The following is a 15,435-nucleotide window of genomic DNA, read 5'->3' as shown; positions in this document are numbered from 1 at the left end:
CTATAGTAAACCACGGAGGAAAAGGAAATGACAAAATTTATCATTGAAAAAGATTTTTGGGAGCTTTTCCCAGATACGCAAATTGGGATTGTTTTAGCTAAAGGAATTGATAATACAGGAGAGAGCTCTGCTGAAGTCAAGGACATGTTGGCCAAGGCTAACCAAGAATCAAGAAAATTTTTACAAGAGCCTATTTTTAGTGAAAATCCAGTTGTTTCAGTTTGGCGTCAAGCTTATCGTAAGTTCAAGACTAAAAAAGGTGCACGTTCTTCTATTGAAAACTTGATGAAACGGGTTGAAAAAGGTAAAGAAGTTGGCAGTATTAATCCCCTTGTGGATATCTACAACACGATGAGTTTAACTTATGGCCTTCCAGCTGGTGGTGAAGATATTGATAGCTTTGCTGGCAATCTTCGTCTGACTCAAGCTCAAGGTGGGGAAAAATTTATCGCTTTGGGAGATGAGGAGCCAGATAATGCTCTGGCTGGAGAAATTGCTTATCTTGATGATGAAGGGGCGGTTTGTCGCTGCTGGAATTGGCGTGACGGTCAACGTACAATGCTGACGGAAAACACAAAAAATGCCTTTTTAATCATAGAATGTGTGGATTCAGGTCGTACAGATGAATTACGAGAAGCTATAGAAAAGTTAGCAGAGCTTACTGTTGCTCACCTCGGAGGGCGTGCAGAGCTCGCGATTATGACAAAAGAAAATCCTGAGCTCAGCTTAGACTAAGAGGAAAGCATGATTTATTTAAGAAAGGCAACCAAAGCGGATGTTGCATCCATTATGCCGATTATTGCTCAGGCGCGAGAATTTCTGGGCAAATCAGGGAGTGATCAATGGCAAGCTGAGTATCCTGCACAAAGTGATATTGAAAATTTTATTCACGAAGATGTCGGCTACGTTCTGATTGTAGATGAAAAAGTTGCAGGCTTTTGTGCGGTTATTACTGGAGAAGATACCCAATATACGAAAATTTATAATGGCAAGTGGTTAAATGACAGCTTGGACTACGTCACCGTCCATTGTTTAGCACTGTCTGATGAATATCGTGGTCTGGGTCTGACAAAATATCTTTTTTCAAACATCTTTACTCTGATGCAAGCACGCGGCTATAAAGACTTCCGCGTAGATACACACCCAGCTAATGCAGTGATGCAGGCAGTATTTGAACGTGAGGGCTTTGAAAAACGTGGTATGGTTTTCTACGAAGGAGATCGCATCGCTTATCAACTCCTTTTAGGAGAATGAGATGAATAAAGAAAACTGGCTAGAGTTTTGCCTATCTCTTGGTCCAACTTTTGCGGATACACCTTTTGCAAAGATGGAAAAAGGACCAGCGACGGTTGTTGTGAAGCATCTAAAAAACAAAAAATCCTTTGTCTATATTTCGGAGCGTGAAGGCAAGCTTGTTTTGGCTGTCAAAGGTTTACCCTCAGTCAACGAAGAACTTCGTGAATCTTTTGACTCAATACGCCCAGCCTGGCACATGAATAAAACGCACTGGAATGATATTCATCTTGGGGGTGATGTTTCAGAGGAACAAGCAAAACAGATGATTGAAAACAGTTATCGTTTAATCAAACCAAAAAGAGAATAAAAATGGAATATAAAGAAAAATTTTTAAAAGATTTTAGTGAATGGGTAGACCAACAGGTTCAACTTTCAGAAATGGCAATGAAAGCTGCAGAAAAAATTGCGGATGAAGATAAAAAAATTGAAGCAAAAGAAGCGGCTATCCGTTATGAAAGTCGTCTCGATGCTTATCAGTTTATTCAAGGGAAATTTGAAAACTATAAAGCAGGTAAGGATTTCCACGACGTACCGGACTTAGGTACAAAAACTTTTTAAGTAACAAGGGAAATCACTGCAAAGGGTTTCCGAGAACTTAGGCTTTGGGGTGAATTATTTATATCGATTGAAAGCACAATAGCCAACAGCGGAAAATCTAACCTTAATGGCTGACTATTTTAACGTATCAGTAGACCATCTGCTTAGTAAAGAACTACTTGAAACTTACAGGCTAGAAATTCAAAATTTGCTTGAAGTGTATAAAGGAGGGGCTAAGAGAGGTTTTTTGCAAAAGATAATCTTACTGTCTGCCTTAAGTTCTACTTTCAACTTTTACAAAGAGTTGACATTTTTCAAAATGGAAATAAGCTTCAATTTGCTTTAGCTAAAAACTTATTAAATGCTGTTTCTAACCGATTGAGCGTTTTTAACGATGCTTTTTTGATATACATAATAATTCCTAGCATCAATGAAAAAACAAAAGCTCTGCTCTTTGAGCTGTGCTGGTTCGAATTGGCGGGATAAGAAAAAATGCCTTATTACAAATTAGGGCATTTTTGGAATAAAGCATTTATTAATGAAGAATTTGAAGTATTTTAAATCACGATCTGATTTTAATAATTTCGTATAGGAGCATTATATGAACTTTTATGATATCGAATTTTTGAAATCACAATCAGGAATAAATGATTATATCAGATATATTTTTATATTTGCAAGTCTTACAGTACTCGTCATTATATTCAGTATCTATATTAGACACAAAATAAAAACTAAATATCGAGATTTAAGTATAATTCTTTTGTTATTTATTATTTTAGAACTAGGGATACAATATTCTAATTATATAGGATTTCAATCAAAACAGAACCAATCCTCGCAAATGGTCGCTTTTATTGAGAATGTAGCTAAAAATCAAAAGGTAGATATAGATAAGGTTTTAGTTAATTCTACTCAATTTGCTGATGGAATAATTGTAAAAATTGATGATAAATATTACTCAGTTAACTTAAATCCTGATCAGAAGACATATACGTTTGTAGAAAGTTATTTGATTAATCCCCAAAATAATGAAATGAAAAAATAGATTGTGAGAAGGTATGTTACTTTACAGTTCGATAATTTTAAAATTCTCTTTAGGTATTATTTGTCTTATTATTCAAATAAACATAATGGGAAAAGGAAATTTAGCGCCGGCCTCTGCAATGGATCAAGTTCAAAATTATGTTTTAGGTGGAATAATTGGGGGAGTTATTTATAATGACTCTATTACAGTTTTACAATTTATACTTGTTTTAATTATTTGGACGCTTTTGGTATTGATTTTAAAGTTTTCAAAAGAACATAATCGATATATAAAATTACTAGTAGATGGTCGCCCATTAACCTTAATAAAAGACGGAAATATCAGAGTTGAGGAGTGTTTGAAAAATGGTATTTCTGCTAATGACTTGATGTTCAAACTTCGTTCCAACGGTATCTATAAAATTGATAATGTAAAACGTGCTATTTTAGAACAAAACGGTCAGCTGACATTAATTGAATTTGGAGAAGAAAATGTTAAATATCCTCTTATTGTAGATGGTCAAGTGAATCTAGATGTTCTAGAAGTTATTGATAAAAATGCTGAATGGGTTGAATCGCAAATTTTAGAACAAGGCTATAACAAAATTGGTGAAATATATTTAGGTGAATATATCTCTGGGGAACTTAAGTTGTATGGCTACAATGACTAGTCAAGGAAAGGTTATTCCTCCAGATTTTTACAGAAAATAAAGCGAAGAGGCTTTTCCTTCTAGTTTTTAGCGACCACTAAAAGGGGTGCTGATGGGACCTATACTAAAAATGGCACATATATTTGTGTCGATAGTGTGAACTGTAATCGACAAATGCAAAAAATAGAAGGTTTAGAGCATTTCTTAGAGATAATCAAAGAACGCTAAGTGACCTTGCAAAAAACGGACAAATCTGATAGAATAAAAGCACTAAATGAGGAGTAACAAGTCTAATCTTTGAGAGAGAAATCGGTGGCTGCGAGATTTCAGATGAAGCTTGTGAAGGTTGCATTGAGGTCAGTTAAATAAAAATTAAGTGTCTGCTTTTATAAAAAAGCAGGAATTTAGGTGGTACCGCGCGTGAGCGTCCTATTTTGGATGTTTGGCGTGGTATTTTTTATTGACATAACTTATGCAGCTCTCCCTCAACCTCATCAACTGTTTTCATACCGAAAGGAAAAATAAATGACAGAAGAATTATCAACAAAGTTTAACCCTGCTGAAGTCGAAGCAGGACGCTATGAAAAATGGCTCGAACAAGGTGTTTTTGCACCTTCAGGTGACAAAAAAGCAAAACCCTACAGCATCGTTATTCCACCACCAAACGTAACCGGTAAGCTCCACTTGGGACATGCTTGGGATACGACTTTGCAAGACATTATCATTCGTCAAAAACGCATGCAAGGTTTTGATACTCTCTGGTTGCCAGGAATGGACCACGCAGGTATTGCAACGCAAGCCAAAGTGGAAGCGCGTTTAGCAGAAGAAGGTATTTCCCGTTATGACTTGGGCCGTGAGAAATTCTTGGAAAAGGTCTGGGAATGGAAAGACGAATACGCTGAAACCATCCATCAACAATGGGGTAAAATGGGTATCTCTGTTGACTACAATCGCGAGCGTTTTACGCTTGACGAAGGTTTATCTGCCGCAGTCCGCAAAGTTTTTGTTGAACTTTACAAAAAAGGTTGGATTTACCGTGGCGAGTTTATTATTAACTGGGACCCAAAAGCCATGACGGCACTCTCAGATATTGAAGTTATCCATAAGGACGTCGAAGGTGCCTTCTATCACATTACTTACCCTTTGGCAGATGGTTCAGGCGCGCTTGAAGTAGCGACAACGCGTCCAGAAACTTTCTTTGGAGACACTGCTGTTGCTGTTAACCCTGCAGATGAACGTTATGCCAAATACATCGGTCAAAGTGTTGTTCTCCCTATCATTAACAAAGAAATTCCTATTGTTGGTGACGAACACGCAGACATGGAAAAAGGGACAGGTGTGGTTAAAATTACGCCCGCCCATGATCCTAACGACTTCTTGGTTGGCCAACGTCATAACTTGCCACAAGTTAATGTGATGAATGCTGACGGTACAATGAACGAGCTCACAGGCGAGTTTAATGGCATGGATCGCTTTGAAGCCCGTGAAGCCATCATTAAAAAATTAGATGAGCTCGGTAACTTAGTTAAAGTTGAGAAAATGATGCACTCCGTTGGGCATTCAGAACGTACAGGTGTAATGGTTGAGCCCCGCTTGTCGACACAATGGTTCGTTAAGATGGAAGAGTTGGCTAAAAATGCAATCGCAAATCAAAAAACAGAAGATGCGGTTGAGTTTTACCCTCCACGTTTTAACGACACTTTCCTTCAATGGATGGAAAACGTACACGACTGGGTTATTTCACGTCAACTCTGGTGGGGACATCAAATCCCTGCATGGTACAACGAAGCTGGTGAAATGTATGTCGGTGAGGAAGCCCCAGAAGGCGAAGGTTGGGTACAAGATGAAGACGTACTTGACACTTGGTTCTCCTCTGCTTTATGGCCTTTCTCAACTATGGGTTGGCCGGATGAAAAGGCAGAAGACTTCCAACGTTACTTCCCTACAACGACCTTGGTTACGGGCTATGACATCATCTTCTTCTGGGTGTCACGTATGATTTTCCAATCCCTTGAGTTTACAGGAAAAGCACCATTTAATAATGTGCTTATCCATGGCTTGATTCGTGATGAAGAGGGACGCAAAATGTCCAAATCTTTGGGGAATGGTATTGACCCAATGGATGTGATTGAAAAATATGGTGCAGATGCCTTGCGTTGGTTCTTATCCAATGGTTCAGCTCCAGGACAAGATGTGCGTTTTAGCTACGACAAAATGGATGCAGCTTGGAATTTCATCAATAAGATATGGAATGTTTCACGCTATATCCTGATGAATGCAGGGGATATCACAGCAGAAGAAATTTCTGCTCATCTTGACCAAGTGGCAGAGAAAACAGCAGGTAATGTTACCGATCGCTGGATTCTCACACGCTTGAATGATACAATTGCGCGTGTTACGGAACAAATGGATAAATTTGAGTTTGGTGTTGCAGGTCATATTCTGTATAACTTCATTTGGGATGAGTTTGCCAACTGGTACCTTGAGTTGACCAAGGAAGTAATGTTTGGCGATGATGAAGCAGAAAAAGACGTTACACGTTCAGTGCTTGTGCATGTCCTTGATCAAGTGCTCCGCCTCTTGCACCCAATCATGCCTTTCTTCACAGAGGAAATCTTCGAAAAACTTCCGACAGCTGAAGGCAAATCTATTGTGGTATCTGAATATCCAGAAGTACATCCAGAATTTGATGATGCAGAAGCTGGAGATGGTGTTGCCATGCTTATTGAAATTATTACCGCTGTACGTAATATTCGTGCGGAAGTGAATACGCCTTTATCAAAAGCCGTGCCAATGATGATCAAATCAGACAAGGAAGACTTCTTGAACAAGGTGGCGCCTTATATCAGACGTTTCACTAATCCAAGCGAGTTAACTATTGCAGCGGATGTGGCAGCACCAGAACAAGCCATGTCAGCAGTTGTTACTGGTGCAGAAATTTACCTTCCATTAGCAGGCTTGATTAATATCGAGGAAGAAATTGCTCGCCTTAATAAAGAGCTAGACAAATGGCAAAAAGAACTCGATATGGTTAACCGTAAGCTTTCTAATGAAAAATTTGTGGCAAATGCCAAAGCAGAAGTTGTAGATAAAGAACGTGCTAAACTAGCAGACTATCAAGAGAAGTTTGAGAGCACTCAAGCCCGTATTGAAGAGTTACAAAAATAGTCTATGAGTCATAGAAAAGTTCCTAATTGTGGGAACTTTTTCTTTTTGGTATAGATAGATTTGCAATATCTTAAATTTTCATTTCTTGTTAAAGCTGTGAAAAAGTGATAAAATAAACAAAGAAAAAAACTCTAAGGAGAGATATAAGATGGCACATATTAAATTTGACTATTCTAAATTGAAACCATTTGTGGCTGATAAAGAGCTTGACGAAATTCAATGGCAAGTTGACGGCGCAGATAAACTTCTTCGTGAAGGAACTGGTGCGGGTTCTGACTTCATCGGTTGGTTAGATCTTCCAGAAGACTATGATAAAGAAGAGTTTGCTCGTATCCAAAAAGCAGCAAGTAAAATTCAATCTGATTCAGAAGTTCTTATCGTTATCGGTATTGGTGGTTCATACCTCGGTGCCCGCGCTGCAATTGATTTCTTGAACAACAGCTTTGTTAACCTCCAATCAAAAGAAGAACGTAAAGCACCACAAATTCTTTATGCAGGAAATTCAATTTCTTCAAGCTATCTTTCAGACTTGGTAGAATATGTTGCAGATAAAGATTTCTCTGTTAATGTTATCTCTAAATCAGGGACAACAACTGAACCAGCAATTGCCTTCCGTGTCTTTGAAGAACTTTTGGTTAAAAAATATGGCCGTGAAGAAGCAAATAAACGTATCTATGCCACAACAGATAAAGAAAAAGGTGCCGTTAAAGTTAATGCTGATGCAAACAACTGGGATACTTTTGTTGTTCCAGACTCAGTTGGTGGACGTTTCTCAGTTTTGACAGCTGTGGGTCTCTTGCCTATCGCAGCATCAGGTGCTGATATCACAGCCCTTATGGAAGGTGCTAACGCAGCGCGTAAAGAATATACAGCTACAGACGTACGTAAAAATGATGCATACGCTTATGCAGCACTTCGTAATATTCTTTACCGCAAGGGTAAACTTTCAGAAATCTTGATTAACTATGAGCCATCATTGCAATACTTCTCAGAATGGTGGAAACAATTGGCGGGTGAATCTGAAGGTAAAGACCAAAAAGGTATTTACCCAACATCAGCAAACTTCTCAACAGATTTGCACTCATTGGGTCAATTTATCCAAGAAGGTACACGTTCTGTATTTGAAACAGCTATCCGTGTTGAAAAACCACGCAAGAATATCACTATCCCTGAGCTTGAAGCAGATCTTGATGGTCTTGGCTATTTGCAAGGTAAAGATGTTGACTTCGTCAATAAAAAAGCAGCTGATGGTGTGCTCCTTGCTCATACAGATGGTGGTGTGCCAAACATGATCGTTACTTTGCCTGAGCAAGATGAATTCACTTTAGGTTACACTATCTACTTCTTTGAGCTTGCAATTGCAATCTCTGGTTACTTGAACGGTATCAACCCATTTGACCAACCAGGTGTTGAAGCTTACAAACGTAACATGTTTGCGCTTCTTGGTAAACCAGGATTTGAAGAATTGAGTGCAGAATTGAACGCACGCCTTAATTAAGGAATAATCCTATAAAAAGTCATTATTCTTTGAATCATGGCTTTTTTACTGCTCTTGGGGAAGAACTCTATCAGTGTGCTATAATAAAGCAATGAGAGTTGTAGCAGGAAATTACGGTGGTAGACCACTGAAGACATTGGCAGGAAAAACAACGCGTCCAACGACGGACAAAGTCAAGGGTGCAATTTTTAATATGATAGGCCCTTATTTTGAAGGTGGTCGGGTCTTGGATTTGTTCTCAGGTTCAGGTTCACTTGCTATCGAAGCTGTCTCACGTGGGATGGCCAGTGCTGTAATGGTTGAAAAAGACCGTTCAGCACAGTTGGTGATTGCAGAAAATATCAAGATGACAAAAGAAGAGGAAAAATTTCAACTTTTGAAGATGCCAGCAGAGCGTGCCTTAGCTCGTCTTTCTGGACAGTTTGATTTGGTTTTGCTTGATCCTCCGTATGCGAGAGAAAGTATTGTTGCTAATCTAGAAGAAATGCAGAAAAAAGACTTGTTGGCAGATGACGTTATCGTTGTTTGTGAAACAGATAAAGAAGTTACACTTCCGGAAAGAGTGGGACAACTGTCCTTGCGTAAAGAAAAAGTATATGGAATTTCAAAGGTAACCATCTATGAAAGATAAAATCGGTTTATTTACGGGTACTTTTGACCCAGTCACAAAAGGCCATCTTGATATCGTTGAACGTGCCAGCAAGCTTTTTGACAAGCTTTATATCGGTATTTTTAAAAACGAAGCTAAAAATCCTTTGTTTAGTTTAGAAGAACGTGTAGCCCTCATCGAAAAAGCCTTAGCAGATTTACAATTAACTAATGTGGAAGTGATTGCACATGCGAATGATTTGACTGTGAATATTGCGAAGGAACTAGAAGTAACGGCACTTGTGCGTTCCGTTCGCAATGCGGCTGATTTAGACTACGAGAAAAATATGATTTACTTTAACCGTGAAATGACGGGAGTGGAAACTATTCTATTGACCGCAAAACCAGAACTCGAAAATATTAGTTCTACACGGATGCGTGAGCTCTATCACTTTGGACAAGACCTAAGCCAATGGCTGCCAGAAAATGTTATTAAAGCACTGAATGGAAAAAAATCAAATGAAAAATGAAGATGTCAAAAATAAACGTAAGCTCAAACTTTTTTTATCTATAGGAATTCCGCTTGTATTTATCATAGGGCTGTTTTTCCCTTTGCCGTATTACATTGAGCAACCAGGTGGAGCAATACCGGTCAATCAAATGGTTGAAGTTTCAGGGACAAAGGATGAACATAAAGGAAATTTCTACCTGACTACGGTTGAAATGGTTCGAGCTAATGCGGCGAATATGCTTTATTCGATGTCTGATCCATTTGCTACTGTTTTAAGTAGCCAAGAAATGACAGGAGGATTGACAAACCAGCAATTTGACTTGGTTAATCAATTTTATATGCAGACTGCGCAAAATACTGCGATTTATCAAGCTTTCAAGCTGGCGGGGAAGCCTTATGAAATGAAGTACCAAGGAGTTTACGTACTTAGCATAAGTGAGGATTCAACTTTTAAAAATGACCTGCAGCTTTCTGATACGATAACAGAAGTTAATGGTAAAACATTCAAGTCTTCAGCAGACATGATAAAATATGTTGCTCAACAAAAGGTGGGCGATAATGTAACAATTAAATATACACGGATGGATGGTAGCCAACATGAAGCAACTGGAAAATATATTAAGTTGAGCAATGGCAAGACGGGCATTGGTATCGGCTTGGTTGATCATACAGAGGTTGTAACTCATCCTCAAGTAAAAATTGATGCAGGCTCGATTGGTGGTCCAAGCGCTGGAATGATGTTTACTCTGGAAATCTATAGTCAGATTACGGGCAAAGATTTGCGGCGAGGCAGAGAAATAGCAGGTACTGGGACGATAAACGAAGACGGAAGTATCGGTCAGATTGGTGGCGTTGATAAAAAGGTTGCAACAGCCAGTCAAGAGGGAGCTAAAATCTTCCTCTGCCCAGATGAAACAGCTGAACAGGCAAAAGCCTCTGGTACAACGAATAACTATACAGATGCCGTAGCAGCAGCTAAAAAGTTGAATACAGACATGAAAATCGTACCTGTCAAGACCATCCAAGAGGCCCTAGATTATCTTGAAAAATAGGTTCTGTGTACTCTATGGTGGTAGCTGAAAATTTATTGCCACTTTTTGTAGAGAAAGCGGAGAAATTCGGGAGCTACAATGTTTTTCGTGGTGAGTAGCCACACTAAATGTTATAGCGACCAAATAAACTAAAAAAAGCTGTGGATAACAGCTTTTTTTGGTTTAATATTGGTCTTGCAAGAGCGCTTTAAGCTCATCAATACTTGGTTGACGTGGGTTACCTGGTGTGCATTGGTCATCGTAAACAAGGTTTGCTAACTTATCAAGTTCGCGTTCTAAATGGTTTTTATCGACACCATTACCTGAAAGTGTGATATCAATATCAATGCTGTCTGTCAATTTCTTGATTTCCTTAATAAGCTTGTCAACCAGTTCGGCATTGTCTTTGCCTGTTAAACCAATATAGCGTGCAATTTCGGCGTAGTCTTCTTGGGCACGATAGATTTCATAACGTGGATATGGTGTACGCTTAACATTTCCTGTTACAGCGTTAAATTTGATAACGTGCGGCATAGCGATAGCAATAGCTAAACCATGTGGCAATTCAAACTCGCCGCCGACTTTGTGCGCTAAGGAGTGGTTGATACCGAGAAATGCATTAGCAAAAGCCATACCAGCTAAGGTTGCAGCGTTGTGCATATTTGCGCGTGCCATCTGTCCTTCTTTGGAAGGTTTTGAAGGGTCATAGTGGTAAGAAGTGGTTAAATTTTCAAAGATTAATTTGATTGCACGAAGTGATAGAGGTTTAGTATAGTCTGAAGCCATGACTGAAACGTAAGATTCGAGTGCATGACTGAGTGCATCGATACCTGACCAAGCGACTGTACGTTTTGGCACAGTCATAACAAACTCAGGGTCAACAATGGCCACTTGAGGTGTAAGTTGATAATCCGCTAAGGGATATTTAACATGTGTTTCGTCATCAGTGATGACAGCAAATGGTGTTACCTCAGAGCCTGTCCCCGAAGTAGTTGGAATACATACCAGTTGAGTTTGGTCTTGATGTGGGAATTTGACGATACGTTTACGGATATCGATGAATTTTTGGGCCAGTTGCTCAAAAAGGGCTTTCAATGCGATATCGTCATTAAGGTCAACTTCCCCGCGAACGGAATACTCATAAATCAAACGGCCGATTTTGGCTGCATCAAGCGGAGAACCACCACCAAGAGCAATAACGGTATCTGGTTTGAAGTCATCCATTTGACGTGCAATCTCGATTGCCTGAGATAATGTAGGGTCTGGTTTTACAGAACCGTAGATAGTTGTTTGTACCTGTGTGTCACGAACAGCGAGTTGCTCAAGCATGTGATCAACAAAGCCAAACTGTAACATCCCGTGATCTGTGACAACAAAGGCACGTTTTATATCAGGCATTTCTTGCAAATAAGAGATTGAGTTGTTTTCGTAGTAGATTTCTTTTGGCAGACGAACCCATTGTGGGCGATTACGACGACGTGCCACTGTTTTAATATTCAATAGATCATATGTACTCAAGTTGTGTGAAATTGAATTTTTACCCCATGAACCAGTTCCGAGCGTCAATGATGGACGCATTGCATCAGTATAAATATCGCCAACACCGCCAATAGAGTCAGGCTGGTTAACCAAGATACGTGCAGCACCAATGGCATCTGCATATTCTTTAACAAATGGATCATCCTGAGCACCAATTTGGATGGCAGCATTGTGCCCTGCGCCCTGATAGTCTAAAAGTTTTTGAACGATTTCGATAGCATTTTTACGTGAGGTAGATTTGTAGAGGGACAGAAGTGGACTGAGTTTTTCAGAGGACAGTGCTTCTCCGATATTTTTTTCATCAAGTTCAAAGAGTAGGACATCTTTGCCCTTAGGGACTTTTACGCCAGCTTGTTCAGCAATCCAAGGTCCAGGACGTCCAGCAACAGGACCCGTTACACCAAAGCCTTCGCCAGCACGTTCAACAAAGACAAATTTTTCAATTGCTTTATAGTCTTTCTTAGGTACTTTATAAGCACCGTGTGCCTGGAGTTTTTCAAGAAACTCATCATAAATTTCTTCAGCAATAACAGCAGAATTTTCTGTGGCACAAATCATGCCATTGTCAAAACGCTTAGAGAGCAGAAGGTCTTCAACAGCGCGATCGACATTTGCGGTTGCATCAACAAAGACAGCACCATTACCTGCACCGACTCCTAGTGAAGGATTACCAGATTTCAGAGCGGCATTAACCATTCCTGGACCACCTGTGGCTAAGATTGAAGCAATACCCTGATTCTGTATGAGTGCTGTTGTATTATAGAGACTAGGTTCTTCAATCCATTGGATAAAGTTTTCTGGAGCTCCTGCTTTCAGAGCAGCATCATAGACGATACGTGCAGCATGTGAAGAGCAATTTTGAGCTTGTGGATGGAAGGCAAAAACGATAGCGTTGCGTGTTTTTGCCGTTAAAAGTGATTTGAAGATAGTTGTTGAGGTAGGGTTAGTCGTAGGCACAATCCCGGCAAGGACACCAAGAGGAGCTGCGATTTCAACTGAACCGTTAACCTTGTTTTCGCTAATTACTCCAACAGTTTTATCGTTTTTTATTGAGTTATAAACAGACTCTGAAGCAAAGCGGTTTTTAGTATCCTTGTCTTCAACAATGCCGCGACCAGTTTCCTTATGTGCTTCGTGAGCGAGTTCCAGAGAATGCTCACTAGCTGCCAAAGCCATAGCTGCAACAATTTTATCAACCTGTGCTTGAGTATAACCTTCAAAATGCAGAGCGGCTTGATGGGCTTTTTTCACAAGAGTATCTGTGTATTGCTCTGCTTTTTCTAAGAGTACAGCCTTATCAGTTGCTGTTATTTCTTTCTTCGTCTTTGTGTTTGGGGTTGTCATATAAAATTTCTCCTTTGTGAAATTTATCACGTTATTATTTTAACAAAGTTTGAACGCGGTGTCAAATTGTATTGTGCAAAAAAATACAATGTTGTGTTAGCGAAATAATATTCACATTTTAATGATAGAAAAACCGCCTTATTTGGCGGTTTGGTTTAGAGGGTTGGAAGGACACAAGTGCCTTCTGGACTATAAAAATCTTTTTGTTTCAGTGTAAGTAGTCCTGTTGTACGATTGCGGCGGAAAAGACTAAGGTTATCGCTGTCTTGATGGGCCACGATAATAAAGTCTTCTGTGCTATTGAAGTTAAAGTCGCGAGGTGTTTTACCTTCTGTTTTTACAATGTCTTCCAGAGTAATTTTCGTTCCTAAAGGACTGACACTGAAGACAGCGATTGAATCATGCCCGCGGTTTGAGGCATAGAGGAATTTACCATCAGATGAAAGACGCAGCGCAGCAGCGCTTTTGACACCCTCAAAATCAGCAGGCAGTGTACTGAGGGTTTCTAGAGCTGCAAAACGTCCTTTTTCTTCATTGTAGCTAAGCACTGTTACAGTGGAAGAAAATTCACCAATAACATAAGCAACTTTACCGTTAGGGTGGAAGGTCAGGTGACGAACGCCAGTTCCAGTAGGCATGCGATATAGGGTAGCGATAGAAAGCTTGCCATCTTCCCCCACAACGTCATATACAGTGATTTCGTCCGTTCCTAAATCACAAGTAACCAAGCGACCATCTGGTGTAAGATCTGCATAGTGAACATGTGGGCGTTCTTGACCTGGGTGTCCGTTTGAGCCTTCCCCTTCATGTTTTACAGTATCTGTTAAAAGGAGTGAACCATTTTTTTGGATTTTATAGACACGAATTTCTCCCAGATGATAGTTGGCACCATAAACAAGACCGCGTTTATCGTCAACAGAAACATAACAAAGAGGGGCTCCAACACTCGTGACATAATTTAAAAGTTCTGCTTTCCCCCTTTTATAAGTTAAAGCGGCGATGCCACCACCATTTTCATCTGCAGCACAGCTATAGAGATGCTGTTTCTTTCTATCTAGAGCAATATAGGTCGCATTTTGAACATGTGCAACTTCTTTTAGATTAGAAAGTTCTTCCTTGACAACATCTAAGTCGAAACTGTATATTCCCTTTGATTCACGTTTAGTATATCCACCCACTAGAATTTTTTCCCGCATAGTTTAGCTCCTTTTACATTTAATATTCGTATAATTATTTTATCATAAAGGAGCGTTTTCAGGAAGTTAAATCTCTCACGTTTTATGCATCTACGAGAAACTTAGGTAAAAAAGAGGACTTGCAATATGAGGAAGATTAGTATATAATATTACTGTTGCTCTCGGGCGATAATCTCACATTTTGACTTGACGATGTCGTAGTGCACAGGTGTAGCGGCATAGGGTGAGAGTCAAAAGAGGAAAAACTATTTTAAAAGGAGACATTAATATGTCAGTTATTTCAATGAAACAACTTCTTGAAGCTGGTGTTCACTTCGGTCACCAAACGCGCCGTTGGAACCCAAAGATGAAACCATACATCTTTACAGAACGTAACGGTATCCACGTTATCGACCTTCAAAAAACAGTTAAACTTGTTGACGATGCTTACAACTATGTACGTAACGCTTCAGCTGAAGGTGCTGTAGTCCTTTTTGTTGGTACTAAAAAACAAGCTTCAGAAGCTGTTAAAGAAGAAGCACTTCGTGCTGGTCAATACTATGTAAATCACCGTTGGCTTGGTGGTATGCTTACGAACTGGAACACTATCCAAAAACGTGTGGCACGCCTTAAAGCAATCAACAAAATGGAAGAAGACGGAACTTTCGATGTTTTACCTAAGAAAGAAGTTGTCCTTTTGAACAAAGAACGCGAACGTCTTGAAAAATTCATCGGTGGTATTGCTGACATGCCTCGCATCCCAGATGTGATGTACGTTGTTGACCCACACAATGAACAAATCGCTATCCAAGAAGCTCAAAAATTGGGAATTCCAGTTGTAGCTATGGTTGATACAAATGCTGACCCAGATCCAATCGACGTTATTATCCCAGCAAACGATGATGCTATCCGTGCAGTTAAGTTGATTACTGCTAAAATGGCTGATGCTGTCATCGAAGGGCGTCAAGGTGAAGATGCAGCAGAAGAAGAACTTACAGCGAAAGATACTGCAGCTTCAGAAGAGTCACTTGAAGAACTTGCTGAAATCGTTGAAGGCAAATAATTTGTAATG

Annotated in this window: 14 protein-coding genes, 1 pseudogene and 1 other annotated feature; of the genes and pseudogenes, 13 read left to right on the top strand and 2 right to left on the bottom strand. The window is 39.6% G+C overall.

Annotated features, from left to right (window positions below; all coding sequences use genetic code 11):
• Positions 1 to 27 precede the first annotated feature (27 nt).
• From B4H39_RS04980 to B4H39_RS04925, 12 genes and pseudogenes are all read left to right on the top strand, one after another.
• On the top strand, positions 28 to 735 hold the full coding sequence (locus tag B4H39_RS04980; protein ID WP_251422091.1) for a B3/B4 domain-containing protein: 708 nt from the start codon (positions 28 to 30) through the stop codon (positions 733 to 735).
• A gap of 9 nt (positions 736 to 744) precedes the next feature.
• Entirely contained in the window at positions 745 to 1,254 is a 510-nt protein-coding gene (locus tag B4H39_RS04975) for a GNAT family N-acetyltransferase (RefSeq protein WP_251422094.1), read from the top strand.
• Position 1,255: 1 nt separating this feature from the next.
• Positions 1,256 to 1,603 carry an MmcQ/YjbR family DNA-binding protein gene (locus B4H39_RS04970; RefSeq protein ID WP_202231134.1) on the top strand — a complete coding sequence of 116 codons (348 nt, stop codon included), beginning with the start codon at positions 1,256 to 1,258 and terminating at the stop codon, positions 1,601 to 1,603.
• 2 nt (positions 1,604 to 1,605) lie between these two features.
• On the top strand, positions 1,606 to 1,854 hold the full coding sequence (locus tag B4H39_RS04965; RefSeq protein WP_202231133.1) for a DUF1912 family protein: 249 nt from the start codon (positions 1,606 to 1,608) through the stop codon (positions 1,852 to 1,854).
• A gap of 580 nt (positions 1,855 to 2,434) precedes the next feature.
• Entirely contained in the window at positions 2,435 to 2,881 is a 447-nt protein-coding gene (locus B4H39_RS04960; RefSeq protein ID WP_202231132.1) for a DUF3290 domain-containing protein, read from the top strand.
• A 13-nt stretch (positions 2,882 to 2,894) separates the two neighbouring features.
• Positions 2,895 to 3,530, top strand: a complete 636-nt coding sequence (locus B4H39_RS04955; protein WP_202231131.1) for a DUF421 domain-containing protein — start codon at positions 2,895 to 2,897, stop codon at positions 3,528 to 3,530.
• 63 nt (positions 3,531 to 3,593) lie between these two features.
• Positions 3,594 to 3,737: pseudogene (locus B4H39_RS04950) on the top strand (elongation factor G-binding protein); the annotation flags it as partial.
• Between the two features lie 33 nt (positions 3,738 to 3,770).
• Positions 3,771 to 3,944, top strand: a binding site (T-box leader).
• Positions 3,945 to 4,034: 90 nt separating this feature from the next.
• The gene (locus B4H39_RS04945; RefSeq protein ID WP_251422097.1) at positions 4,035 to 6,677 is read left to right on the top strand and encodes a valine--tRNA ligase; all 2,643 of its coding nucleotides are present in this window, start codon (positions 4,035 to 4,037) and stop codon (positions 6,675 to 6,677) included.
• Positions 6,678 to 6,825: 148 nt separating this feature from the next.
• Positions 6,826 to 8,175: a glucose-6-phosphate isomerase gene (locus tag B4H39_RS04940; protein WP_251422100.1), complete on the top strand. Its 1,350-nt coding sequence runs from the start codon at positions 6,826 to 6,828 to the stop codon at positions 8,173 to 8,175.
• A gap of 91 nt (positions 8,176 to 8,266) precedes the next feature.
• Positions 8,267 to 8,806, top strand: a complete 540-nt coding sequence (rsmD, locus tag B4H39_RS04935; RefSeq protein ID WP_202231128.1) for a 16S rRNA (guanine(966)-N(2))-methyltransferase RsmD — start codon at positions 8,267 to 8,269, stop codon at positions 8,804 to 8,806.
• Positions 8,796 to 9,293, top strand: coding sequence for a pantetheine-phosphate adenylyltransferase (gene coaD, locus B4H39_RS04930; protein ID WP_202231127.1), 498 nt, complete (start codon positions 8,796 to 8,798; stop codon positions 9,291 to 9,293). Before rsmD ends, coaD begins: the two co-directional genes overlap by 11 nt.
• Positions 9,283 to 10,326 (top strand): SepM family pheromone-processing serine protease, encoded by a 1,044-nt coding sequence (locus B4H39_RS04925; RefSeq protein ID WP_202231126.1) that lies wholly within the window; start codon positions 9,283 to 9,285, stop codon positions 10,324 to 10,326. Before coaD ends, B4H39_RS04925 begins: the two co-directional genes overlap by 11 nt.
• A 162-nt stretch (positions 10,327 to 10,488) precedes the next feature.
• Here the strand turns inward: B4H39_RS04925 and adhE are convergent, their stop codons facing one another.
• Positions 10,489 to 13,188 (bottom strand): bifunctional acetaldehyde-CoA/alcohol dehydrogenase, encoded by a 2,700-nt coding sequence (adhE, locus tag B4H39_RS04920; RefSeq protein ID WP_202231125.1) that lies wholly within the window; start codon positions 13,186 to 13,188, stop codon positions 10,489 to 10,491.
• A 155-nt stretch (positions 13,189 to 13,343) separates the two neighbouring features.
• Complete coding sequence (locus B4H39_RS04915; protein WP_286927528.1) at positions 13,344 to 14,384, bottom strand: lactonase family protein; 1,041 nt, start codon at positions 14,382 to 14,384, stop codon at positions 13,344 to 13,346.
• A gap of 268 nt (positions 14,385 to 14,652) precedes the next feature.
• Between B4H39_RS04915 and rpsB the strand changes: the two genes are divergently transcribed.
• Positions 14,653 to 15,426 (top strand): 30S ribosomal protein S2, encoded by a 774-nt coding sequence (gene rpsB / locus B4H39_RS04910; RefSeq protein ID WP_202231123.1) that lies wholly within the window; start codon positions 14,653 to 14,655, stop codon positions 15,424 to 15,426.
• Positions 15,427 to 15,435: the final 9 nt, after the last annotated feature.

Origin of the sequence: Lactococcus sp. UBA7128 (genome assembly GCF_002492185.1) — a bacterium.
GTDB lineage: Bacteria > Bacillota > Bacilli > Lactobacillales > Streptococcaceae > Lactococcus > Lactococcus muris.
This window is presented reverse-complemented; position numbering and strand designations above follow the sequence as displayed.